Annotated in this window: 15 protein-coding genes, 1 tRNA gene and 10 pseudogenes; 11 read left to right on the top strand and 15 right to left on the bottom strand. The window is 69.2% G+C overall.

Annotated features, from left to right (window positions below):
• Positions 1–16: 16 nt before the first annotated feature.
• Positions 17–3,189 (bottom strand): annotated as a pseudogene (locus AAF143_RS04445) (glycoside hydrolase family 15 protein).
• A gap of 400 nt (positions 3,190–3,589) precedes the next feature.
• Between AAF143_RS04445 and AAF143_RS04440 the strand changes: the two are divergent.
• Positions 3,590–4,098 (top strand): annotated as a pseudogene (locus AAF143_RS04440) (WecB/TagA/CpsF family glycosyltransferase).
• A 40-nt stretch (positions 4,099–4,138) separates the two neighbouring features.
• On the opposite strand, the gene AAF143_RS04435 reads toward AAF143_RS04440, so the two are convergent.
• From AAF143_RS04435 to AAF143_RS04425, 3 genes are read right to left on the bottom strand one after another with little or no spacing between them, the layout of a single operon-like run.
• Positions 4,139–4,282 (bottom strand): photosystem II reaction center protein K, encoded by a 144-nt coding sequence (locus tag AAF143_RS04435; RefSeq protein ID WP_254939269.1) that lies wholly within the window; start codon positions 4,280–4,282, stop codon positions 4,139–4,141.
• 32 nt (positions 4,283–4,314) lie between these two features.
• The gene (gene tgt, locus AAF143_RS04430) at positions 4,315–5,334 is read right to left on the bottom strand and encodes a tRNA guanosine(34) transglycosylase Tgt (protein ID WP_414026548.1); all 1,020 of its coding nucleotides are present in this window, start codon (positions 5,332–5,334) and stop codon (positions 4,315–4,317) included.
• Positions 5,307–5,453, bottom strand: a complete 147-nt coding sequence (locus AAF143_RS04425) for a hypothetical protein (protein ID WP_414026547.1) — start codon at positions 5,451–5,453, stop codon at positions 5,307–5,309. The genes tgt and AAF143_RS04425 overlap by 28 nt, the downstream gene beginning before the upstream one ends.
• 73 nt (positions 5,454–5,526) lie before the next feature.
• On the opposite strand from AAF143_RS04425, the pseudogene AAF143_RS04420 reads away from it, so the two are divergent.
• A pseudogene (locus tag AAF143_RS04420) lies at positions 5,527–6,313 on the top strand (adenosylcobinamide-GDP ribazoletransferase).
• Here the strand turns inward: AAF143_RS04420 and AAF143_RS04415 are convergent.
• Together AAF143_RS04415 and AAF143_RS04410 are read right to left on the bottom strand one after the other, a co-directional pair.
• Complete coding sequence (locus AAF143_RS04415) at positions 6,279–6,533, bottom strand: ATP-binding protein (protein WP_414026889.1); 255 nt, start codon at positions 6,531–6,533, stop codon at positions 6,279–6,281. The pseudogene AAF143_RS04420 and the gene AAF143_RS04415 overlap by 35 nt on opposite strands.
• Before the next feature lie 392 nt (positions 6,534–6,925).
• Positions 6,926–7,426: pseudogene (locus tag AAF143_RS04410) on the bottom strand (sensor histidine kinase); the annotation flags it as partial.
• A 366-nt stretch (positions 7,427–7,792) separates the two neighbouring features.
• On the opposite strand from AAF143_RS04410, the gene AAF143_RS04405 reads away from it, so the two are divergent.
• On the top strand, positions 7,793–8,164 hold the full coding sequence (locus tag AAF143_RS04405) for a DUF3155 domain-containing protein (RefSeq protein ID WP_255008347.1): 372 nt from the start codon (positions 7,793–7,795) through the stop codon (positions 8,162–8,164).
• A 22-nt stretch (positions 8,165–8,186) separates the two neighbouring features.
• Here the strand turns inward: AAF143_RS04405 and AAF143_RS04400 are convergent, their stop codons facing one another.
• Complete coding sequence (locus tag AAF143_RS04400; protein WP_414026546.1) at positions 8,187–8,471, bottom strand: alpha/beta hydrolase; 285 nt, start codon at positions 8,469–8,471, stop codon at positions 8,187–8,189.
• A complete protein-coding gene (locus AAF143_RS04395) occupies positions 8,441–8,665 on the bottom strand; it encodes a hypothetical protein (protein ID WP_414026545.1) in 225 nt (74 codons plus the stop codon). The genes AAF143_RS04400 and AAF143_RS04395 overlap by 31 nt, the downstream gene beginning before the upstream one ends.
• 182 nt (positions 8,666–8,847) lie before the next feature.
• Here AAF143_RS04395 and purH point away from each other — a divergent pair.
• Together purH and AAF143_RS04385 are read left to right on the top strand one after the other, a co-directional pair.
• Positions 8,848–10,445: pseudogene (purH, locus tag AAF143_RS04390) on the top strand (bifunctional phosphoribosylaminoimidazolecarboxamide formyltransferase/IMP cyclohydrolase).
• Between the two features lie 90 nt (positions 10,446–10,535).
• The gene (locus AAF143_RS04385) at positions 10,536–10,997 is read left to right on the top strand and encodes a DUF4079 domain-containing protein (protein WP_255008344.1); all 462 of its coding nucleotides are present in this window, start codon (positions 10,536–10,538) and stop codon (positions 10,995–10,997) included.
• Between the two features lie 10 nt (positions 10,998–11,007).
• On the opposite strand, the pseudogene AAF143_RS04380 reads toward AAF143_RS04385, so the two are convergent.
• From AAF143_RS04380 to sfsA, 4 genes and pseudogenes are all read right to left on the bottom strand, one after another.
• Positions 11,008–11,663: pseudogene (locus AAF143_RS04380) on the bottom strand (DUF1997 domain-containing protein).
• Between the two features lie 91 nt (positions 11,664–11,754).
• Positions 11,755–12,951, bottom strand: coding sequence for a 4-hydroxy-3-methylbut-2-enyl diphosphate reductase (locus AAF143_RS04375; protein ID WP_255008343.1), 1,197 nt, complete (start codon positions 12,949–12,951; stop codon positions 11,755–11,757).
• Positions 12,952–13,060: 109 nt separating this feature from the next.
• On the bottom strand, positions 13,061–13,198 hold the full coding sequence (locus AAF143_RS04370; protein WP_414026544.1) for a hypothetical protein: 138 nt from the start codon (positions 13,196–13,198) through the stop codon (positions 13,061–13,063).
• 12 nt (positions 13,199–13,210) lie between these two features.
• Positions 13,211–13,990 carry a DNA/RNA nuclease SfsA gene (sfsA, locus tag AAF143_RS04365; protein ID WP_255008342.1) on the bottom strand — a complete coding sequence of 260 codons (780 nt, stop codon included), beginning with the start codon at positions 13,988–13,990 and terminating at the stop codon, positions 13,211–13,213.
• A 68-nt stretch (positions 13,991–14,058) separates the two neighbouring features.
• Between sfsA and murJ the strand changes: the two are divergent.
• Positions 14,059–15,680, top strand: a pseudogene (gene murJ, locus AAF143_RS04360) (murein biosynthesis integral membrane protein MurJ).
• Here the strand turns inward: murJ and AAF143_RS04355 are convergent.
• Genes AAF143_RS04355 through AAF143_RS04345 form a run of 3 tightly spaced genes read right to left on the bottom strand, consistent with a single transcriptional unit; the run spans position 15,677 to position 16,551 of the window.
• Positions 15,677–15,946, bottom strand: coding sequence for a cytochrome-c oxidase (locus tag AAF143_RS04355; protein ID WP_255008340.1), 270 nt, complete (start codon positions 15,944–15,946; stop codon positions 15,677–15,679). The pseudogene murJ and the gene AAF143_RS04355 sit on opposite strands and share 4 nt — an antisense overlap.
• A 40-nt stretch (positions 15,947–15,986) precedes the next feature.
• A complete protein-coding gene (locus tag AAF143_RS04350; protein WP_255008338.1) occupies positions 15,987–16,277 on the bottom strand; it encodes a DUF3181 family protein in 291 nt (96 codons plus the stop codon).
• 22 nt (positions 16,278–16,299) lie between these two features.
• Positions 16,300–16,551, bottom strand: a complete 252-nt coding sequence (locus AAF143_RS04345; protein WP_255008336.1) for a hypothetical protein — start codon at positions 16,549–16,551, stop codon at positions 16,300–16,302.
• A 141-nt stretch (positions 16,552–16,692) separates the two neighbouring features.
• On the opposite strand from AAF143_RS04345, the gene AAF143_RS04340 reads away from it, so the two are divergent.
• The 5 genes and pseudogenes from AAF143_RS04340 to AAF143_RS04320 all read left to right on the top strand — a co-directional run bounded on the left by AAF143_RS04340 (position 16,693) and on the right by AAF143_RS04320 (position 20,719).
• Positions 16,693–16,766, top strand: a tRNA-Arg gene (locus tag AAF143_RS04340).
• Positions 16,767–16,893: 127 nt separating this feature from the next.
• Positions 16,894–18,182 (top strand): annotated as a pseudogene (glyA, locus tag AAF143_RS04335) (serine hydroxymethyltransferase).
• A gap of 71 nt (positions 18,183–18,253) precedes the next feature.
• A pseudogene (locus AAF143_RS04330) lies at positions 18,254–19,408 on the top strand (glycosyltransferase family 4 protein).
• A gap of 19 nt (positions 19,409–19,427) precedes the next feature.
• On the top strand, positions 19,428–20,114 hold the full coding sequence (locus AAF143_RS04325) for a competence/damage-inducible protein A (protein WP_414026543.1): 687 nt from the start codon (positions 19,428–19,430) through the stop codon (positions 20,112–20,114).
• Positions 20,111–20,719, top strand: a pseudogene (locus tag AAF143_RS04320) (nicotinamide-nucleotide amidohydrolase family protein). The gene AAF143_RS04325 and the pseudogene AAF143_RS04320 overlap by 4 nt, the downstream one beginning before the upstream one ends.
• The last annotated feature ends 26 nt before the right edge of the window (positions 20,720–20,745 follow it).

The raw sequence follows: 20,745 nt of genomic DNA, 5'->3' as shown, positions 1-20,745 counted from the left end.
GCCTCCAGACCAGCCTTCAGCTGAGCTGGGTGAGTTCCTTCAGGGCCAGGATCTGCCAACGCCGGCAATCCGCCGGTGAGGCTCCATAGAAGTGCTCCCAGGCTTCCGCCTTGTGCAGCGGATAGCTGGAGGCGTTCTGGTAGGTGTGCTTCTGTTGCCAGCCCACGCGAACGGCGTGGCCGATCACCACATCCAGCGCCAGGTAATCGGCGAACTCCACCCGGGGGTTGGCCTCGATGAAGGCGATCAGGGAGAGCAGCGTTTCGGTGCAGAGCTGCCGGTACTCGGGGGCCTCGATCTTGCTGAGCAGGTGCTCCACAAGGGAGGCGAAGTTGCGTTCCCCGGCCGTCATCTCCGCAACCAGATCGCCATCCAGGCGGTTGCGCCGCTCCAGCTTGTCGCCGATCACCACCCCCTGGCAGTGGTGCAGCAGGTTCCAGATGCCGGCGTAGAACTCGCCCGGGACCCGCTGCAACGCCCCCAGCCGCTGCCGGTGCTGCAGCCAGTTGCCGCCGCTGGGGAGATCCTCCAGGGGGTCAGGCACCTCCCAGCGCACGCGCCCGCTGACGTGCAGCTGCTCCTTGCGTTGCAGGGCCGCCTTGGCGTGGTCGGCGTCGGCCAGCACCGCCCGCAGCCGGCGCCGGATCGCGTGGGGGCAGGTCGCAGAGGGCCTCGAAGGCGTCATCGGCGGGCAGGTCGCGCTCGCTGGCCAGTTCGCCGGTGAGCAGCAGCAGCAGCTGACCCAGCTGCAGGGTGAGGCTGCCGCTGAGCAGGGCCGGCTCCAACCGGGCCAGGCCATCGAGGGCCAGCAGCAGTTCCTGCTGGAGCATGCATTCGCGGCCGTCCTCGCCGCTGAAGCGCTCGATCATCGCCGCGATCGCCAGGCTGCCCTGGGGTTGGCTGATCAAAGAGTCGTGGGTGTAGTTGCGCCCCACCACCACCTGCTTCTGGCGCACGAGCAGATCGGTGAGCGCATCCTCCAACTGGGGATGAACCAACCCCATCACGCCGGCGCAGCGCCGCACCACGCTCCACTCGGCCTCGGCCAGGGCCCGGTGGTAGATCGTCTCCACGAGGGCCAGCAGCTTCACCGGCCCCCTGCTGGAAGGGCTCTGCAGGATCGCATGGGGCCCCAGCCGGCGCACCAGTTGCTCGAGCAGCTCCGCCTGCTCAGGCAGTGAGGTGCTCTGCCACAACCGCTGGGCCAGGTCGGCCACAGCGACGGCCTCCAGTTCAAGCTCCAGTTCCTGCCGGGCGGTGAGCGGCTGCCGGCTGGTGCTGGCCCGCAGCAGCGGATCGACGTCTTCGATCGGTGCCGACTTCGGAAGCGCCTCGGGCGGCAAGGCCACACAGCCCAACTGATCGAGCACCGCATCGAGGCTGGTCAGCTGTACGGGAACCGATTCGAGCAGGCCACTGCGGAGGTTCTCCCCAAGACGCAGGAAGGCTTCGGGGTTGCGCTGGAAGGGCCCTTCGGCCACCGGGATCAAGAGCAGTGGCACGCCGCCGCCGCGCCAGTGCCGTTGCAAGTGGCGCAGCTCGCTGCCGACGGTGTCGGCGAGCTGTTCCGGATCATCGGCCAGGTAGAAGGTGCCTTCCTCCAGCACCGCCGGCAGGAAGGCCAGGGTGCGGCCGCCATGGGTGTACAGCCTCCCCGTGGCCATGGCCTCCATGCGTACCGGCGGGTGGCCGCTCAACCCCAGGCGGGGATTGCGGCCCACGTTGGCCATGCGCTCGGAGAGCTCCTTCGAGCTGGCCACCCGCGGGCGGCCAGAGCCTGTTGCGGCCGTGGGCTCCGTGACCGGCAGGCCAGCCTCGCTGAGGCTTGCGGCGATCGACGCGTTGGCGGGCACCAGGCCCACGAGCACCTTTTCAGCGCCGAGGGCCCGGCCATGGCGGCGGCCGCAGGGGTCGAGATCGGCGGGAAGCAGCAGCCCGTTGAGCATCAGATCGCCGAGCCAGGTGAGGCTCTGGGTCCAGAGCAGGGGCACATTGGGGTTGGCCACCCGGTGCTGGCTGCCCGGCATGGCCCGCTCGATCTCGATCGCCGCTTCGGGCACCAGGTAGAGCTCCGGCAGCAGCGGCACCCCTCCACCACCACGCTCACGGCCTCGAGGCGCTGGCGCCACTGCCAGGCCTCCTGCCAGCGCTCCTCGCAGCAGGCCGTCACCAGCTCATAGGCGAAGAACAGGGGCCATTCGCATTCGATCGCGGTGAAGGCCGCCAGCTCCTCCCGTTCGTAGTGGAGCCTGGCGTGGTCTTCCACCACCGTCTGGTGGCCGTCGCGGGGAAGCGCTTGTAGCCGTAGGTGCCGCCGAGAACCTCGCGGATCTTGGTGCGCGTGCGCTGGATCAGGCGCGGATCCTCCACCGCCCAGGCGGGGTAGCCGATCACCGACAGGCAGGCGCTGTCCACCTCCTTGCTGGCCGATTCGCGCGGCAGCAACCCCTGGAGGGCGCGGCGCAAGCGCACGATCGCGTCGTGGGGAATGTGCAGGCGGCTGCGGCCGTCCCCGTGGGGCCCGTAGAGATCGAGCCCGTCGAGCGACTCGAGGGCCGCCTTGACCAGGCCGATCGAGCTGGCGTTGCGCTCGGGCAGGCCGTGGTTGCCCTTGTCGCCCCGCTCCCAGATGCCGTAATCCGCCACCCGGTAGGCCCGGGCCACGTAGTAGACGAGGTTCTGGAGAAAGTCACGCTCATGGCTGGTCTGCACCACCACCAGGCCGGCGCGGGTCAGCTGGGCGATCTGCAGCAGAAACAGTCCGGTGGCGTCCAGCTGCAGATGGCCCCAGCCGTCGTCAGCCACCACCGGATTGCCCGTGGCGGTGTCGAACTTGGCGTGGATGGCATCGAGGGGCGCCAGGCTGTGCTTGAAGCGCTCCAGCTTCGGGGCCTGGCGCAGCATCGCGTTCAGCAGCCCGCGCATCAGCTGCAGCACCCGCTGCTCCAGCTCGAACACCCGGGTGGGATCCTGCCCCAGGCGGCGGTGCGCCAGGGCCAGCCCCCAGACGCACTGGATCGAGTAGACGCAGTCACGCACCCAGGCATCGCCGTAGTTGCCGTGAACCGTGTGGGCCGTGCTGGCGGGCAGCAGGCCGGTGATCGGGTGCTGACGCCTCAGCACCACAGCCTCGATCTGCTCGTCCAGCTGGCCCAGGATGCGGCGCGCCTCGGCGTCACTGAGCCGCATCGGGGCGTTGGGCGGCTCGGCCGCGGCGCAGGCCTGGGGGAGGGCGCCGGCGCTGTGGTCGCTGGCGAGGTCGGTGCTGGAGAGGGTCATCCGAAGGGGCGGGTGCGGCGTCGGCGGCGGGGACGAACGCTGATCCAGCCATAGATTCTCACCTGCAGCCCTGGCCCTGATGGCATCGATGACGACCGAGCGGTTGCCTGAGCTGGGGGAGCGGGCCCACGTGCTGGGCGTGCCCGTGGATGTCTGCCCGGATGTGCGGGCGGCGGCGATCGCCCTGCACGCCCACGGTGGCGGTCAGCTCGTGACCCTGAACGCGGAGATGACCATGGCCGCCCGGGCGGATCGCCCCCTGGGGCAGGCGATCGCGGCGGCCCAGCTGGTGATTCCCGATGGGGCGGGGGTGGTCTGGGCCCTGGGGCGTCAGGGCCTCAGGGTGCGGCGCAGCCCGGGCATCGAGCTGGCCCACGCCCTGCTCGTCCATGCCGCTGAGGTGGGCTGGTCCGTGGCCCTGGTGGGGGCCAGTCCCGAGGTGATGGCGGCCTTGAAACGGCAGCTGCTGGAGCGCTGGCCGTCGTTGCGACTGACCGCTGCGCTCCATGGCTACCAGCCCGAGGAAGCCTGGCCCGCCCTGGAGCGGGAGCTGTTGGCAGCCCGGCCCGACCTGGTGCTGGCGGCCCTTGGGGTGCCCCGTCAGGAACTCTGGGTCCAGAGGCTGCATCAGGGTCAGCCCGGCCTGTGGATGGGGGTCGGCGGCAGCTTTGATGTCTGGTCTGGTCATAAAAAAGAGCCCCCGCCTGGATGGGAGCTCTGCACATCGAATGGCTCTACCGGTTGCTGAAGGAACCCACCCGCTGGCGACGGATGCTTTCGCTGCCAGCCTTCGCCTGGGCCGTGCTCAGAGGAGGTTGAGGGTCGAGGCTGAAGCCACCGACGCCTCCCAATAGCTGGCTCAGCGGAAGCCCACCGAGGCCTGCCACACGAAGGCGAGCAGCAGGAAGAACAGGGGGATGATCGGCAGGATGTCGACCAGGGGACCGAAGGCCTGATAGGCCTCAGGTAGCTGGGCCAGCAGATGCAGATTGAAAGCGACCATCCCGGAAGGTGAACAAGGTCTGAAATCGGACGCTACCACGTGTGTGCGGCCGTAGAGGCCGGTTCCCAGGGAGCGAAATCCTCCGAAAAGATCCCCTCGGCGATCGCCCGGGCCATGGCGTCGGTGAAGCGGATCAGCTGGGTGAGGTTGTGCAGGCTGAGCAGGGTGCGCCCCAGCATTTCCTCGCTGCGCACCAGGTGGTGCAGGTAGGCACGGCTGTGGCCGCGGCAGGCCACGCACGGGCAGCTCGGATCAAGGGGCGTGTGGTCGTGGCGGAAACGGGCGTTGCGCAGGTTGAAGCGCTCGCCCCCCACCAGGGCCGTGCCGTGGCGCCCGAGGCGGGTGGGCAGTACGCAGTCGAACAGGTCGATGCCCTGGGCGACGGCGATCGCCATCTCCCGCAGGCTGCCCACCCCCATCAGGTAATGGGGCTTGCGCTCCGGCAGCAGGGGCCCCAGTTGGCGCACGATGCGGTGCATCTCCTCCACCGGTTCGCCCACGCTCACCCCACCGACGGCCAGGCCCGGCAGGTCGAAAGACGCCACCTCCCGCAGGGAGCGCTCGCGCAGATGGGGGAAGACGCCCCCCTGCACGATGCCGAACAGGGCCTGGTCGCCGCGGCTGTGGACGGCGCAGCAGCGCTCCAGCCAGCGCTGGGTGCGCGTGCAGGCTTCGGCCACGTCGTTTTCGCTGGCTGGATAGGGGGCACTGGTCGAAGGCCATCGCCACATCGGCGCCCAGGGCCATCTGGATCTCCATCGAGCGCTCTGGTGTGAGCGTGATCCGGGCCCCGTCCCGGGGGAGCGAAACACCACGCCGTGGTCGTCGATGCGATTGATCGCCCCGAGGCTGAACACCTGGAAGCCGCCTGAATCGGTGAGCAAAGGGCCCTCCCAGCCCATGAAGCGGTGCAGCCCGCCGGCCTCTTCCACCACCTGCTCGCCCGGCTGCAGGTGCAGGTGGTAAGTGTTCGCCAGCACCATCTGGGCGCCGGTGGCGCCGAGCTGGGAGGCGGTCACGCCCTTCACCGTGGCGGCGGTGCCGACGGGCATGAACCGAGGGGTTCCCACCACGCCATGGGGGTGTGGAAGCGGCCGGTGCGGGCCCGGGTGCGGGGGCAACGGGCCGTGATCTCGAAGGCGAAGGCGGCCCCGTCAGCCGGGCGGGTCAAGGCAGGCAGGCGGGGGCAGCTTTCGAACCTAGGCCGCGCCGCGGCAGGATCAGAGCCTTCCGTGTGGCAGGCCATGCCCCCGCAGCGGCCATGGCCTGCCCCCCGCTGGCTGGAGGATCTGGCCGGCGCCTGGGTCTTTTACAGCGTTCTGCCCCTGGGCCCCTGGCCGCGGCCGCGCTTCGAGCGCATCGCCCGCTTCGCCCCCTGGATCGGCCTGGCGATCGGCGCCGTTCAAGGGTTGCTGTGGTGGGCGAGTGACGGCCGGATTCCCGTGGCCGCCCAGGTGGCCCTGGTGATCGCCCTGGAGCTCTGGCTCACCGGGGGCTGCACATGGATGGGGCCATGGACACCGCCGATGGCCTCGGGGCGGGGGAGCGCTGCCTGGAGGCGATGGCGGACAGCCGGGTGGGGGCCGCAGGCGTGCAGGCCCTGGTGCAGGCGCTGTTGCTCCGCAGCGCGGCCCTGGTCACCCTGGCGGCCCTGGCGCCACCGGCCGTGCCGGCGGCCCTGGTGGCGGCGTCGGTGTGGGGGCGGATCGCCCCCTGGTGGCGATCGAGTGGTTCCCTTACCTGCGCCCGGAAGCAGAGGGGACGGCGGGGTTCCATCGCCGCCACTGGCGGGGGCTGGGGCGAGAGCTGAGGCCCACCTTGGTGCTGTGGGGCTTCTGGGCCGGGTTGGGGGCCATGGGCGCCTGGCCCTGGGTGCTCTGGAGCGGCGTAATCCCCGCGCTGCTGGTGCCCCTGGGTCTCGGGCGCCGGCTGGGGGGCCACAGCGGCGACAGCTATGGCGCCTGCGTGGAATGGAGTGCCTCCCTGGCCCTGCTCCTCACGGCCCTGCTGGTGGTGCTGGGCTGGGCGTGAGCGCCCCCGTGGCCGCCGGCAGCTCCAGGGTGAAGGCATTGCCCTCAGCCGGCAGGGCCGGATCCAGCGCCGCCGGCGGAACCACCAGTTGCAGGTCGCCGCCGAGGGAACGGGCCAGATCCCGTGCCAGGGCCAGCCCCAGTCCGGTGCCGCTGCTGCCGTTGCCGCGGGCGCCCCGCACGCCTCGGCCGAAGATCGCCTCCCGTTCACCCGCTTCGATCGCCGCGCCGCCATCCCAGACCGTGAGTCGAAGGCCCGCCCCAAGGGGTTGGGCCAGCAGGCCGACCTCCGCCCCCGGGGGCTGTAGCGGAAGGCGTTCTCCAGCAGGTTGGCCAGGATTTCGGCCACGGCCCCGGCATCTCCGCGCCAGGGGGGAGTGGATCGCTGGAACGCCAGCGGCGCCCCTGGAGCGACGCGGTGGCCGCGGCCCGTTGCAGCAGCGGGCTCAGCAGATCCTGCAGGTCGCGCGCGCCCGCGTTGGTGAGCGAGGGGGAGCAGCAGCGGTTGGGGTTCCGCCGGCCCTGGAGCCAGCTGCAGCGGGCCCGCCAGTCGATCGATCGCGTCCACGTAGCGGTTCAGCTGCTGTTCTTCGGCCAAGAGGCCCTCCACCAGCAGGCGGTTGGCCTGATCACCGTCAAGCCGGCGCAGCAGCAACTGACCGAAGGTGCGCAGGGCCGCCAGGGGATTGCGCAGCTGGTGCACCAGCAGGCGGAGCTGCTGGTCCTGGCGCAGGAGTTGATCACGCAGGCGCTGCTGCTCCAGGTCGAGGCAGAGGGCCAGGGTGAGGCCGTTGGCGGTGGCCTGCAGGCGCTGGGTCAGGGGTTCGGACCAGGGCAGCTGGTTGGTCTCCACCCGCAGGGCCCCCAGCAGCACCTGTTCATGGCGCAGGGCCAGCCAGCGGCGCTGGGCATCCGGCAGGCGCAGCTCGGTGTCGTTTTCAACTGGTGGCAGAGGGGTTCCATCGAGGGGCCAGGAGCCCACCGGCACCAGCGCGGGCTTGCCCTCGGGAGTGGGCAGGGCCAGGTAGACCACCAGCGAACGGAGGTCCAGGCGGTCCGTGAACTGGGCCAGCTGCTGCTGGAGCAGGGCAAGAAACCTTTCGGAGACCTGCATTCAGGGACTCGGCCGCGGAAGGGCGAATGAATTTCCCGATCGGATGTTGGAAATCCAGGAAAAAGTCTTAGGGTGGCAGTATCGACCAATACTTCGCAGCCCGGAAGCGGACCGCGGATTCCTGTCGTGACCGCCTTGTTGCGATTCGCTTGCGCCAAGGTTACAGCAGAGGCGGACGCCCCTCTCTGTCGCCACTGACCTCTCCCCAGGTCAGTGGGTCACGGCTCGGATTCTCCGGACCCCCTCGGACTGACTGAATGTATGGGCGTGCCGGACCTCCCCCATCGGGGGGCCTCTGCCGTGGTGGTGCGCCCAGCGTCCACCCACCCTGTCCCTTTTAAGCCTCCCTTGAACGGGAGTGGTTGTATGTCCAAGAAGCGCAAGCGGATCAGTCGTCGTCGTCTCGCCGGCCAACGGGTCCTGGCCCATGTGCCGACCCACAACCTCGAGACCGGCGAGCACAAGCCCGTCACGGCAGCTCGTCGTTACATCGCCGAGTCCACTCTGGCGGCACCCGCCATTCTCAACGTGCGTCGCAACGAGCACACCACCGATCGCTTCTTCTGGGGCGAAAAGGGGCTGTTCAGCGCTCAGTACGCCGAGGAGAACCATTTCCTGTTCCCCTCTCTGCGGGTGATCGTCGATCGCATCGGTGAGGAAACTCTCTTTGCTGGCCTGGAGTCCATGGGCTCCGACGACTGGGAGGAGATGGAGGAGTACGAGTACGCCTTCGTCTGAACGCGCTCGATTCCGCCAGGGATCATTCCTGGGGTTGTGTCGCTGAGCGGCTCTGCCTCAGGAACCTTTTCAGTAGAGGGAACAGCGCTGGATCGATCGTGTGGCCGCCGTCGAAGCCGTGCAGCACCACGTCGCCGTTGGCTTCCTCCAGTCGACGGGCCACTTCCTCACTGGCCCCATAGGGAACCACCGGATCGTCGGTGCCGTGGGTGAGCAGCACCCGCGTCAGGGGCGTCTGTGGTTGCCAGTCCGGATGGGGGTAGCCGCTGCAGGCGATCAGTCCAGCGATGGGAAGGCCACTGGCCACATCCAGACCCATGGCAGCTCCCTGGGAAAACCCAGCACGGTGGTGCGCCCCAGGGGCACGCTCTCCCCCAGGGTGTTGAGTCGCTCCCTCAGGTTCACCCGCGCCGCCGGCAGTTTCGTCCAGTCGATCGGCTGCAGGTCGTACCACTGGCGGCCCACCCCCAGCGGATGGGGCTCCGGCGCCTGCAGGGCCACCACTTCGGTGTCGCCATCGACGAGCAGCTCCCCCAGCTCCAGCAGGTCGTCGGCATCAGCCCCCAGCCATGCAGCAGCACCAGGCGGTGGCTGGCCCCGACGGGGCCGGCTCTGAGTTGGTCGTCGGCCATGGTCGCTTGAGCTTCGCTGCGTAGGTTGGGGCGGCAGCCTCAGCGATTGAGATGGCGCCCACTGCCCTTCTGAGTGTGTCGGAAAAGCAGGGTCTGGTGCCGCTGGCTCAAGCGCTCCATCACACCCACGGCTTCCGGCTGCTCTCCAGCGGTGGCACGGCGGCGGCCCTGGAGGCCGCGGGCCTGCCGGTCACCCGCGTGGCCGAGCACACCGGGGCACCGGAAATCCTCGGTGGGCGGGTCAAGACCCTGCACCCGCGCATCCACGGCGGCATCCTGGCCAAGCGCCAGGACCCCTCCCACCAGGCGGATCTGGTCGCCCAGGGGATCGAGGCCATCGACGTGGTGGTGGTGAATCTGTATCCGTTTCGGGAAACGGTGGCCGATCCAGCCGTGAGTTGGGAGATGGCGATCGAAAACATCGACATCGGTGGGCCGGCGATGGTGAGGGCGGCGGCCAAGAACCACACCGATGTGGCCGTGCTCACCAGCCCAGACCAATACGACAGTTTTTGGCCGCCCTGGCGGCCGGAGCCGTGGATGGGGCCTACCGGGCGCAACTGGCCCTGGAGGCCTTCCGCCACACCGCCAGCTACGACACCGCCATCAGTGCCTGGATGGGGGAGCGGTTGGCCGCCTCCCCATCGGACCGCTCGGAGCTTGAGGACACCACCAGCGGCGCTGTCTTCAAGCTCGCCCTGCCCCTGCGCCAGAGCCTGCGTTACGGCGAAAACCCCCACCAGAGCGCCCAGTGGTTCTCGGCCCCTGGGGCCGGTTGGGGTGGCGCCGAGCAGCTCCAGGGCAAAGAGCTCAGTTACAACAACCTGATCGATCTGGAGGCCGCCCTCGCCACCGTGCGCGAGTTCGGCTACGGCGACGCCCTCTCGGGTGCCCCCGGGGCCGAGCGGCCGGCGGCGGTGGTGGTCAAGCACACCAACCCCTGTGGCGTGGCCACCGGCGCCAGCACCGCCGAGGCCCTGGAGCGGGCCCTGGAGGCTGATCGGGTCTCGGCGTTCGGGGGGATCGTGGCCTTGAACACGCCGGTGGACGGGGCGGCGGCGGCCCATCTGGCCAGCCTGTTCCTGGAGTGCGTGGTGGCGCCCTCCTTCTCCCAGGAGGCCCGGCAGCGGCTGGCGGCCAAGGGCAACCTGCGCCTGCTGGAACTGAGCCCGGCGGCGATCGGCCGGGCCGCCGATCAGCAACTGCGCAGCGTGCTCGGGGGCGTGCTGGTGCAACAACCCGATGACAGGCCTGTCGATGAACGGCTCTGGCAGGTGGTGAGCCGCCGGGCGCCCACGGCCGAGGAGTTCGACGATCTCCGTTTCGCCTGGCGCTTGGTGCGCCATGTGCGCTCCAATGCCATTGCCGTGGCCCGAGCGAACCGCAGCCTGGGCATCGGCGCCGGTCAGATGAACCGCGTGGGCTCGGCCCGCCTCGCCCTGGAGGCGGCCGGCGGCGCGGCCCAAGGGGCGGTGCTCGCCAGCGATGGCTTCTTCCCTTTCGATGACACGGTGCGCCTGGCGGCGGAGCACGGCATCGCGGCGGTGATTCAGCCCGGGGGCAGTGTGCGCGACGGCGATTCGATCGCCGCCTGCGATGAGCTGGGCCTGGCGATGGTCACCACCGGGCGGCGCCACTTTCTCCATTGAGCACGCTTCCGTGGAGGCAGGGGATCGTCGTTCGCGCTTGCCCCGGGACGGGCCTGCCGGTTTAGCTTCGGCTGGATTGCGCCACCACCCATGCCGGACGCCCTCGCCTTTGCCCTGAATTTCGTCCATCCGCTCTTGATGGCCGTGCTGGGGGCCCTCTCGCTCTATGCGTTGTATCTGGGCATCAAGGCCAAGCGCACCCGGCTGGCGGAGCCCGAACAGCGCAAGGAACTGATCAAGGGCAAGTTCGCCCAGCGTCATTTCAAGGTGGGCAGCCTGGTGCTGGTGCTGACGGTGCTGGGCAGCTTCGGGGGCATGGCCGTCACCTACCTCAACAATGGCAAGCTGTTCGTCGCCCCGCACCTGATCGCAGGCCTCGGGATCGCTGCGCTGATCACCGTGGCGGTGGCGCTGGTGCCACAGATCCAGCAGGGCAACCTGATCGCCCGAAAGGTGCATGTGGGGCTGAACATGACAGCCCTGACCCTGTTCCTCTGGCAGACCTTCACCGGGCTTCAGATCGTCGGGAAAATCCTGAGCCCACCGGCCTAGGGCCCCTGCCCTAGAACTGCGCCCGGCGCCTGGGGGGCATTCCAGGTCGTGGGCGGCGTGGAAATCTTCCTGCACCTTCCAGGTGAGCTTGCGGGAGATCTGACGCACGATCTGACGGAGCAGGTGGTCACCGCTGCTCTGCACCAGAGGCTCCGGCAGCAGCCCGATCAGGCTGGGAAGCTTGATCCAGACGCTCAGATCAAGCTCCCAGCGCACCTGGGTGAGGGGGCCCGGCGGAGCATCGCCGAGGGCGTCGATCGAGTCCACCAGCCTCAGGGAGGCGTTGAACTCCACGTCGTAGAGCGAGCTGGGCTCGCTTTCTCCGGCCGCCCCCAGGGGCACCGTGACGATTCGGTACACCCCGGCGCTCTGGGGCAGCAGTTCCAGGCCGATGCTCGGCTCAACCTCGAAGCCGAAGTTGCCGAAGCGCCCCAGGGTGAGGGCATAGCCGTTGGCACCGATCGGCGCCACCTTCATCGGCGCCGCGCAGCGACGAAACCAGCCCTCGTGGCGATCGAGATAGTGGGTGACCAGCTCGGATGGGGCGCACATCTCCATCAGATCGGCGAACGCGCTCCGGTAGCAGCGCACCCGTTCGTCAGAGCTGAGGCGAAGCCCAGGGGCGGAGGCCGTGGGCGGTTCCGTGCGTGTGGGAGACGAGGTCAAAGGGCTCCGGTCTCCCAAGGGTTCTGATGGAGCTGAGAGAGGCAATCTAGGGGCTTGACCCAGGGGAAACCGTGGCGGTTGTGCCAGCGAATCAGGTTTCGCTGAGGGCCATCAGCTGGCGGATCACATCCTCCACCACCCGGTCAGGGGTGGAGGCGCCGGAGGTGATGCCGACCCGCAGGGGGCCAGCGGGAAGGAAGGGCTCGACGGTTTCCAGTTCGCCCCCCAGGGGCTTGTGCTCGATGCGGTTCCCCGGACCGATGCGCTCGGGGGTGTCGATGTGGAAGGAGCGGATGCCGCGGCTGACGGCGATTTCCTGCAGATGGGTGGTGTTGGAAGAGTTGTAGCCACCGATGACCACGATCAGATCCAGCGGTTCGTCCACCAGGGCGAAGATCGCGTCCTGACGTTCCTGGGTGGCATCGCAGATGGTGTTGAAGGCCAGGAAGTGGTCGTTGAGCGCGGTCGGGCCGTAGTGCTCAAGCATCGTGCGCTCGAACATTCGACCGATCTCCTCGGTTTCGCTCTTGAGCATGGTGGTCTGGTTGGCCACCCCCACCCGCGCCAGGTCGCGGTCAGGGTCGAAGCCGGGGGAGCAGGCATTGGCGAAACGGGCCATGAAAGCGGAGCGGTCGCCGTGGCCGCGGATGTAGTCGCAGACCATGCGGGCTTCGGTCAGGTCGAGCACCACCAGGTAGGTGCCGGCGAAGGAGCTGGTGGCGAGCGTTTCCTCGTGCTTGACCTTGCCGTGAATGACCGACGTGAAGGCGTGTTTCTTGTGCTTCTCCACGGTGTTCCACACCTTGGAAACCCAGGGGCAGGTGGTGTCGACGATGTGGCAGCCGCGCTCATTGAGGAGCTGCATCTCCTGCACCGTGGCCCCGAAGGCCGGCAGGATCACCACATCGCCGGTGCCCACCTCGGAGAAATCCTTGACCCCTTCCTCCACGGCGATGAACTGCACGTTCATCTCGCGCAGGTGATCGTTCACCGAGGGGTTGTGGATGATCTCGTTGGTGATCCAGATCCGCTCGCTGGGGTAGTGGCGGCGGGTTTCATAGGCCATCGCCACGGCCCGCTCCACCCCCCAGCAGAAGCCGAAGGCCTCGGCCAGGCGGACGCTCAGGCGACCGTGCTGAAGCTGATAACCGTTGTCCCGGAGGCTGGCGATCAGATCGCTCTGGTAGGCCTGCTCCAGGCTGCCCGCCACCTCCTCGGCCCGACCGAATCCCCGGCGGTTGTAGCGCTCTGAATGGTGAAGCGAGCGCTTGAAAGCACGGGTATCCACGTGGTTCAGGCAAGGCTGCTGACGACTCTATGGGGACCGCCGGCCGGGCGGACGAAAAACCCGCGGCGGAGGCCGCGGGTCCACAGGGAAACAGGCTGGACCGAGTGGCTCAGCTGGAGGAGGAGACGAAGTCGGGGTCAGCCTCCATGCCGTGCTCGCTGATATCGAGACCCTCGCTCGCTTCCTGCTTGGTTACAGGGATGCCGCCGGAGCGGGCTGCGAGCACCAAACTCCCTTGCCGCGGCATCACCTACCACCATCACGCCTGACCATCCAGGCTCGCCAGGCCCAGCCAGTGCACGGCTTCGGCGCTGAAGCGGTAGCGGCAGGGCAACACCTCCACGCCGGCGCTCAGGGCCTGACGGAACAGGGCTCCATAGCGCGGGTCGGCGGTATCGCCAGGGGCGAAGCGCTCCACATCGGCGCGGCTCAGGCAAGGCACCAGCACCCCTCGGGCCTCGGGAAGCAGATCGATGAGCTCCACCAGGTGTTTCTGCCCGCGTTCGGTGACGGTGTCGGGGAACAGGGCCAGGGTGCCCTCGCTCCAGGTGGTGTTCTTGACCTCTAAGTAGATCGGCCGCGGGTCCGGCGCTGCTTCGCTGGGGATGAGCAGCAGGTCGATGCGGCTGCGCTTTCCGGCGCCGTAGGCCACCTCGGGCCGGATCGCGCCGATCGGCCCCAGCCAGGGCTCCAGGAGCCCAGCCTCGATCGTCGCCCGCACCAGGCGGTTGGGCAGGGCCGTGTTCACCCCCACCCAGATCGGGGTCCCATCGGCCCCGGGCACCTCCGCCTGCTCCCAGGTCCAGGCCAGCTTGCGCTCGGGCCGGGGGTCGTGGCGCAGGCGCACGCGGCCGCCGGGGATCAGCACGCCGGTCATTGGGCCGGTGTTCGGGCAGTGGGCCGTCACCAGCTGCCCATCGGCCAGTTCGATGTCCGCCAGGAAGCGCTTGTAGCGCTTGCGCAACACCCCCTCCACCAGGGGCTCGAAACGGAGCACGGGAACGGGGGCCGATGGGTGGGCGGGGACCTGCGCGGACATGGAGGTGGGGTGAGGGGTTGGGTGCGGTGGAGAATCAGCCCACCTGCGCGGCCGGCGGTCAGACCCTGATGGCGAAGTCCCTGCGCCGCATCGCCCTGATCGTTGCGGTGGCCACGGCCCTGAGCAAGGTGGCCGGCCTGGTGCGTCAGCAGGTGATCGCCGCCGCCTTCGGGGTGGGGGCGGCCTATGACGCCTACAACTACGCCTACGTGCTCCCGGGGTTTCTGCTGATCCTGCTGGGGGGCATCAACGGGCCGTTCCACAGCGCCATGGTCAGCGTGCTGGCCCGGCGTCCCCGCGCCGAGGGGGCCCATGTGCTGGCGGCGATCAACACCCTGGTGGGGGTGGGCCTGATCGGGGTGACGATCGTGCTGGTGCTGGCCGCCGATCCGCTGATCCGTCTGGTGGGGCCGGCCCTGGCGCCGGACATCCATGCCAACGCCGTGATCCAGCTGCGCTGGATGGCGCCGATGGCCCTGTTCGCGGGTCTGATCGGCCTGGGCTTCGGGGCCCTCAACGCCGCCGATGAGTTCTGGCTGCCTTCGGTGAGCCCGCTGCTCTCGAGCGTGGCGGTGATCGCAGGCCTGGGGATCCTCTGGTGGCAGGTGGGTCCGGCGATTGCCGCCCCCGACCAGGCAATGCTGGGGGGCGGTGCTGGCGGGCTCGACCCTCCTGGGGGCGGTGCTGCAGTGGCTGATCCAGCTGCCCGCCCTCGCTCGTCAGGGGCTCGGCCAGCTCCGCCTGGTCTGGGACTGGCGCCACGAGGGGGTGCGGGAGGTGCTGCAGGTGATGGGGCCGGCCACCCTCTCCTCGGGGATGCTGCAGATCAATGTGTTCACCGATCTGTTCTTCGCTTCAGGGATCCTGGGGGCGGCGGCCGGCCTCGGCTATGCCGGTCTGCTGGTGCAGACACCCCTGGGGCTGCTCTCCAATGCCCTGCTGGTGCCGCTGCTGCCCGTGTTCGCTCGGCTCACGGCGCCGCAGGACCGGCCTGAGCTGATCGGTCGCATCCGCCAGGGGTTGATGCTCTCCACCGCCAGCATGCTGCCTCTGGGAGCTTTGTTCGTGGCCCTGGCCGGGCCGATCGTGGCACTCGTCTACCAGCGGGGCGCCTTCAACGGCGGCGCCACGGCCCTGGTGACCGGGTTGCTGATGGCCTACGGGGTTGGCATGCCGGCCTACCTGGGTCGGGATGTGATCGTGCGGGTCTTCTATGCCCTGGGCGATGGCACCACCCCCTTCCGCTTTTCGATGGCGGGCATCGGCCTGAACGTGGTCTTCGACTGGACCCTGGTGGGCGGCCCCACCCCTGGGGCCTGCAGCTGCCGGCCCTCAACTTCGGCGCCCCCGGGCTGGTGCTGGCGACGGTGGCCGTCAACCTGATCACCTGCCTGGGGCTGCTCTTGGCGCTGCAGAAGCGGCTGGGGGCCTGCCCCTGCGCGTCTGGGGCCGCGACAGCCTGCAGCTGCTGGCCGCGGCGATCGCCGCTGGTCTGGTGGCCTGGGGCCTTTCGCTGGCCGTGGACTGGCCCGCAACCCTGGTCGGACGACTGTTCGAAACCAGTGTCTGTGGTGCCGTGGGCCTGGTGGTCTACGGGGCCCTGGCCAGCGCCATTGGTGTGCCGGAGGCCCGTCAGCTCACGGCTGATCTGCGCCGAAGGCTGTTGGCGCTGCTACCTGGCGCTCGCTAGGAGTTGCCGTCGGCCAGGCGCACCACGCGTTCCTCGCGCACCTGAACCGGGATCTCCAGGTGACTGCGGCCCATCATCTGGGGGCCATCTACCGAGAAGATGCGGGCTTCGATGCCGAAGTCGCGAAAGGCCGTTTCGAGCTCCTGGATCAGGGCCCGCTCCACCTGGGCCTCCGCGTCCACCACCTTGCCGATCAGGCGGCTGCCCAGGCGGCCAATGCGCTGGCGGACCACGTCGCGGGCGTTGGTCACCTCGATCACCAGCACGGACGCTCTGCAGGTAAGGCCACCCTATCGGTCGCACCGCTCAAGGTCCGAAGTCCTGAAGGACGTCTTCGAGATCCTGCAGTTGCCCAGCTGGAACCAGTCTGGAGAGGGGCAGGCGGCCGCTGCCGCCGCCGATCGACACCTGCACGGCTTCGAGCGCCTGGCGGGCGCAAATCACAGGCCCGAGCTCCAGCCGGGCCGCGCATTCACCCGCCAGTTCATCCGCCAGGCCCGCATCCCCCAGGTAGAGATGCCAGCTGGCCACCTGGACGTAGATCCGATCGGCCAGGGCGTTGCGCAGGTCGCGGAGCTGGTCGGCGTTGAGTGCCATGGGGAAGGAGGACGGCCTTTGCTCACGATGGTGGCTCCTGGGCCGGCTGGGGCCGCAGGCTCAACACAACAACCAGCTGCGTAGCCAGCAGCGCGCCCCAACCCAGGGTCAACAGGTTCAGGTGCCCCCAGGGGTGCCTCAGGCCCTGCACCACCCACAGACCACTGTTCACGGCCGCAAACAGGGCCGCGTGCAGGGTGAGGTTCACGATCCGCTCGAAGTGGCGGTAGGTGGGGTCGGCGGGATCGGCGGGGCCGTACCAGCGGATCGGCATGGGAAGAGGGCCCGCCAGGCGGACCGGGGCGCGTCATCCGATTGTGACGCTCGGTCTGCGGCGCTCGTTCTAAGGAGCTTCGTCGGTGGCCCCCCAGCGGAGTTGACGGATGGCCCCCGTGCGTCAAGAATGGCGAAGCAAGCGCTTGTAGCTCAGCGGATTAGAGCATCTGACTACGGATCAGAGGGTCGGGAGTTCGAATCTCTCCAGGCGCGCTCGCCAACCGCCCCCGGGGCGGTTTTTTTGGACATCCACCGTTCGGCCCGCTCTCGATCTGGTCCTGCGGGGGGCAGCGGGGGGTCCGGTTTCTTACGATCGGTTGACAACGGCGGTGGGACAGCCATGGCGGACCTCTCGGGCATGGCCCTCAACCAGTCGTTGGCCAGCGCCGACCCTGCGATTGCGGCCCTGATCGCCAAGGAGCTGCACCGTCAGCAGAGCCATCTGGAGCTGATCGCCAGCGAGAACTTCACCTCCAAGGCGGTGATGGAGGCCCAGGGCTCGGTGCTCACCAACAAGTACGCCGAGGGGCTCCCCCACAAGCGTTACTACGGCGGATGCGAGCACGTCGACGCGATCGAGGAGTTGGCGATTGAGCGGGCCAAGCAGCTGTTCGGGGCCGCCTGGGCCAATGTGCAGCCCCACAGCGGCGCCCAGGCCAACTTCGCCGTCTTTTTGGCCCTGCTCCAACCCGGCGACACAATCCTGGGGATGGACCTCTCCCACGGCGGCCACCTCACCCACGGCTCGCCGGTGAATGTGTCGGGCAAGTGGTTCAAGGCCTTCCACTACGGCGTGGATCCGACCACCGAGCAGATAAGTTTCGAGTCCGTGCGCCAGCTGGCCCTGGAGCACCGTCCCAAACTGATCATCTGCGGCTACTCCGCCTATCCGCGCACGATCGACTTCGCCGCCTTCCGGGCCATCGCCGATGAGGTGGGGGCCTACCTGCTCGCTGACATGGCCCACATCGCCGGCCTGGTGGCCACGGGCGACCACCCCAGCCCCATCCCCCACTGCCACGTCGTCACCACCACCACCCACAAGACCCTGCGGGGCCCCCGCGGCGGCCTGATCCTCACGGGCGACGCCGAGTTCGGCAAACAGTTCGACAAGGCGGTGTTCCCCGGCAGCCAGGGGGCCCCCTGGAGCACGTGATCGCCGCCAAGGCCGTGGCCTTCGGCGAGGCCCTGCAACCGTCCTTCCGCGCCTACAGCGCCAGGGTGGTCACCAATGCCCAGGCCCTGGCGGGCCGATTGATCGAGCGGGGGATCCGGGTGGTCTCCGGTGGCACCGACAACCACATCGTGCTGCTTGACCTGCGTTCGGTGGGCCTCACCGGCAAGCAGGCCGACGCCCTGGTGAGCGACATCAACATCACCGCCAACAAGAACACGGTGCCGTTCGATCCCGAATCCCCCTTCGTCACCAGTGGCCTGCGGCTGGGCAGCGCCGCCCTCACCACCCGGGGCTTCGATGCTGACGCCTTCATCGAGGTGGCCGATGTGATCGCCGACCGGCTGCAGCAGCCCGAGGATGTGGCGATCGAGTTGCGCTGCCGTGAGCGGGTGGCGGCCCTGGCGGACCGGTTCCCCCTCTATGGCCCGGCCCGTGAATTGCAGCCCGTTTGATGCGGCGCCCAGGGTCCCTAAGCTTGCGGTGAGCTTTCCCGGCCCTACCGGGACTCCCGCCTCTCCCCCGCGTGACGATCACCAGCAACCCGGTTGCCGTCGCGATGATCACCTTCGTGAGCGCGGCCCTGCTCACCGCTGTGATTGTGCCGCTGGTGCGCCGTTTGGGGCTGCGCTGGGGCCTGATCGACCAGCCCGATGCCCGCAAGCAACACACCATTCCGATGGTGCGCCTGGGGGGCGTGGGCATCGTGGCCGGTTTCGCCCTCGCCCTGGCCCTGGTCTGGGGCCTGGGCTGGTTCGGCAGCCTGGAGCCCGCCAAGGACCAATTGATCTGGACCACCCTGGCGGGGTCCCTCTGTTTTTTGTGATCGGCCTGGGCGACGACCTCTTCGCCCTGCCGCCCCTGCCACGGCTGGCGGCCCAGGTGGCGGTGGCGATGGCCGTCTGGAGCCAGGGGGTGCGCATCGGGGCCCTTGATCTGCCCTTCAACCCCGCGGGGCCCGGCAGTGGAGCGATCGGGCTGCCCGATGGCCTGAGCCTGCTGGCCACCGTGATCTGGCTGGTCGGCATCACCAATGCGATCAATTGGCTCGATGGGCTCGATGGTCTGGCGGCGGGGGTGGGCGGCATCGCCGCCATCGGCCTGATCTCGGTGAGCTTCAGCCTCAACCAGAGCGCCGCCGGGGTGCTGGCGGCGGCCCTGGCGGGGGCCTGCCTCGGCTTCCTTCGCTACAACTTCAACCCGGCCCGGATCTTCATGGGCGACGGGGGCTCCTATTTCCTCGGCTTCTGCCCTGGCCTCGATCAGCATCGTCGGGCCGGCCAAAGCGCTCACCACCGTCAGCGTGCTGCTGCCGCTGTTGATTCTCTCGCTGCCCCTGGCCGACATGTCGGCGGTGATCATGGGGCGCCTCAGCGCCGGCCGCTCCCCCTTCTATCCCGACCGGCGGCACCTGCACCACCGCCTGCTGCGGGCGGGCTTCAGCCACCGCCGCACGGTGGTGCTGATCTATGCCTTCACCCAGTGGCTGGCGGCCCTGGCCCTGGTGCTGGCCAACGCTGAGATGCGCTTCCTCTGGCTGGGGTTGGCCACGGCGGTGCTGATCGGGGTGATCATCGTCAGCCGCCACCAGATGGCCGCCCTGGTGAGCAACGAGGAGGTCGAATCCGTCGCCGAGGGCTCCCCCCACCCGGATTCGGCCGGCATCGAACCCCACCGCTGATTCCGCTGCGCCCGTTGCCGTGACCCCCACCTCGAGCCCCTCCGGTGTGGAAATCCTCTGCATCGGCACCGAGCTGCTGATGGGCTCGATCCTCAATGGCAACGCCCGTTGGCTGGCCGAGGAGCTGGCGTCTCTGGGCCTGCCCCACTACCGCCAGACCGTGGTCGGGGACAACCGGGCGCGGCTGATCCAGGCGGTGCGGGAGGCTGCAGTCCGCAGTTCCGTGCTGATCTGCACCGGCGGCCTGGGGCCCACCCCCGATGATCTGACCACCGAAGCGCTCGCGGCCGCCTTCGGCGCCGAACTCCAGGAACGTGCTGGGGTGTGGGCCGACATCCAGGCCAAGCTCTCAGGCCGGGGTCGGCCGATGGCCGCCAGCAACCGCAAGCAGGCGTGGCTGCCGGTGGGGGCCGAGCTCCTGGCCAACCCCACCGGCACGGCGCCGGGGATGATCTGGAGCCCCCAGCCTGGTTTCACGCTGATCAGCTTCCCGGGGGTGCCCAGTGAGCTCCGCGCCATGTGGGAGCAGACCGCCCGGCCCTGGTTGAAGGAGCACGCGCTGGATCTGGGCGGTAGCGGCGGGGTCTACGCCAGCCGCATGCTGCGTTTCGCCGGAATCGGCGAATCCAACCTGGCGGAGCAGGTGGCCGATCTGCTGGAGGGGAGAACCCCACCCTGGCGCCCTATGCCGGCCTGGGGGACGTGAAGCTGCGCCTCACCGCCCGGGCCGAGTCGGAGCAGGCGGCGGCGGCTCTGCTGGCACCGCTGGAGGCCGAGCTGCGCCAGCGCACCGGCCTGCATTGCTACGGCAGCGGCGACGACAGCCTGGCCTCGGTGGTGCTCCAGCTGCTGCGGGCGCGGGGCGAGACCCTGGCGGTGGCCGAATCCTGCACCGGGGGAGGGATCGGGGCGGCCCTGGCGGCGGTGAGCGGGGCCTCCGATGTGTTTCTGGGGGTGTGATCGCCTATGCCAATGCGGTCAAACAGCGGCTGCTCGGGGTGAGCGCCGAGTTGCTGGAGGCCCATGGGGCGGTGAGTGATCCGGTGGCGCTCGCCATGGCCGAGGGGCCCGGCGGCTCACCGGCAGCACCTGGGCGATCGCCGTCACCGGCATCGCCGGCCCGGGGGTGGCAGTGACATCAAGCCCGTGGGGCTGGTGCACCTGGCGGTGGCCGGCCCCGGTGGCAGCACCAGCGAAGGCGTGCGTTTCGGTGACCGCCGCGGCCGCGCCGGCATCCAGACGCTCACGGTGGTGGAGGCACTGAACCGAATGCGGTTGCGCTTACTTACGGAAAAGCCGGAGAAGGCCTGAGGCCTTCGCCCTTGGCTCGCGCGGGG

The sequence above is a fragment of the Cyanobium sp. ATX-6F1 genome, from assembly GCF_047395825.1.
GTDB lineage: Bacteria > Cyanobacteriota > Cyanobacteriia > PCC-6307 > Cyanobiaceae > ATX-6F1.
The sequence above is the reverse complement of the archived record's forward strand: the minus strand, read 5'-3'. Positions and strand labels throughout refer to the sequence as shown.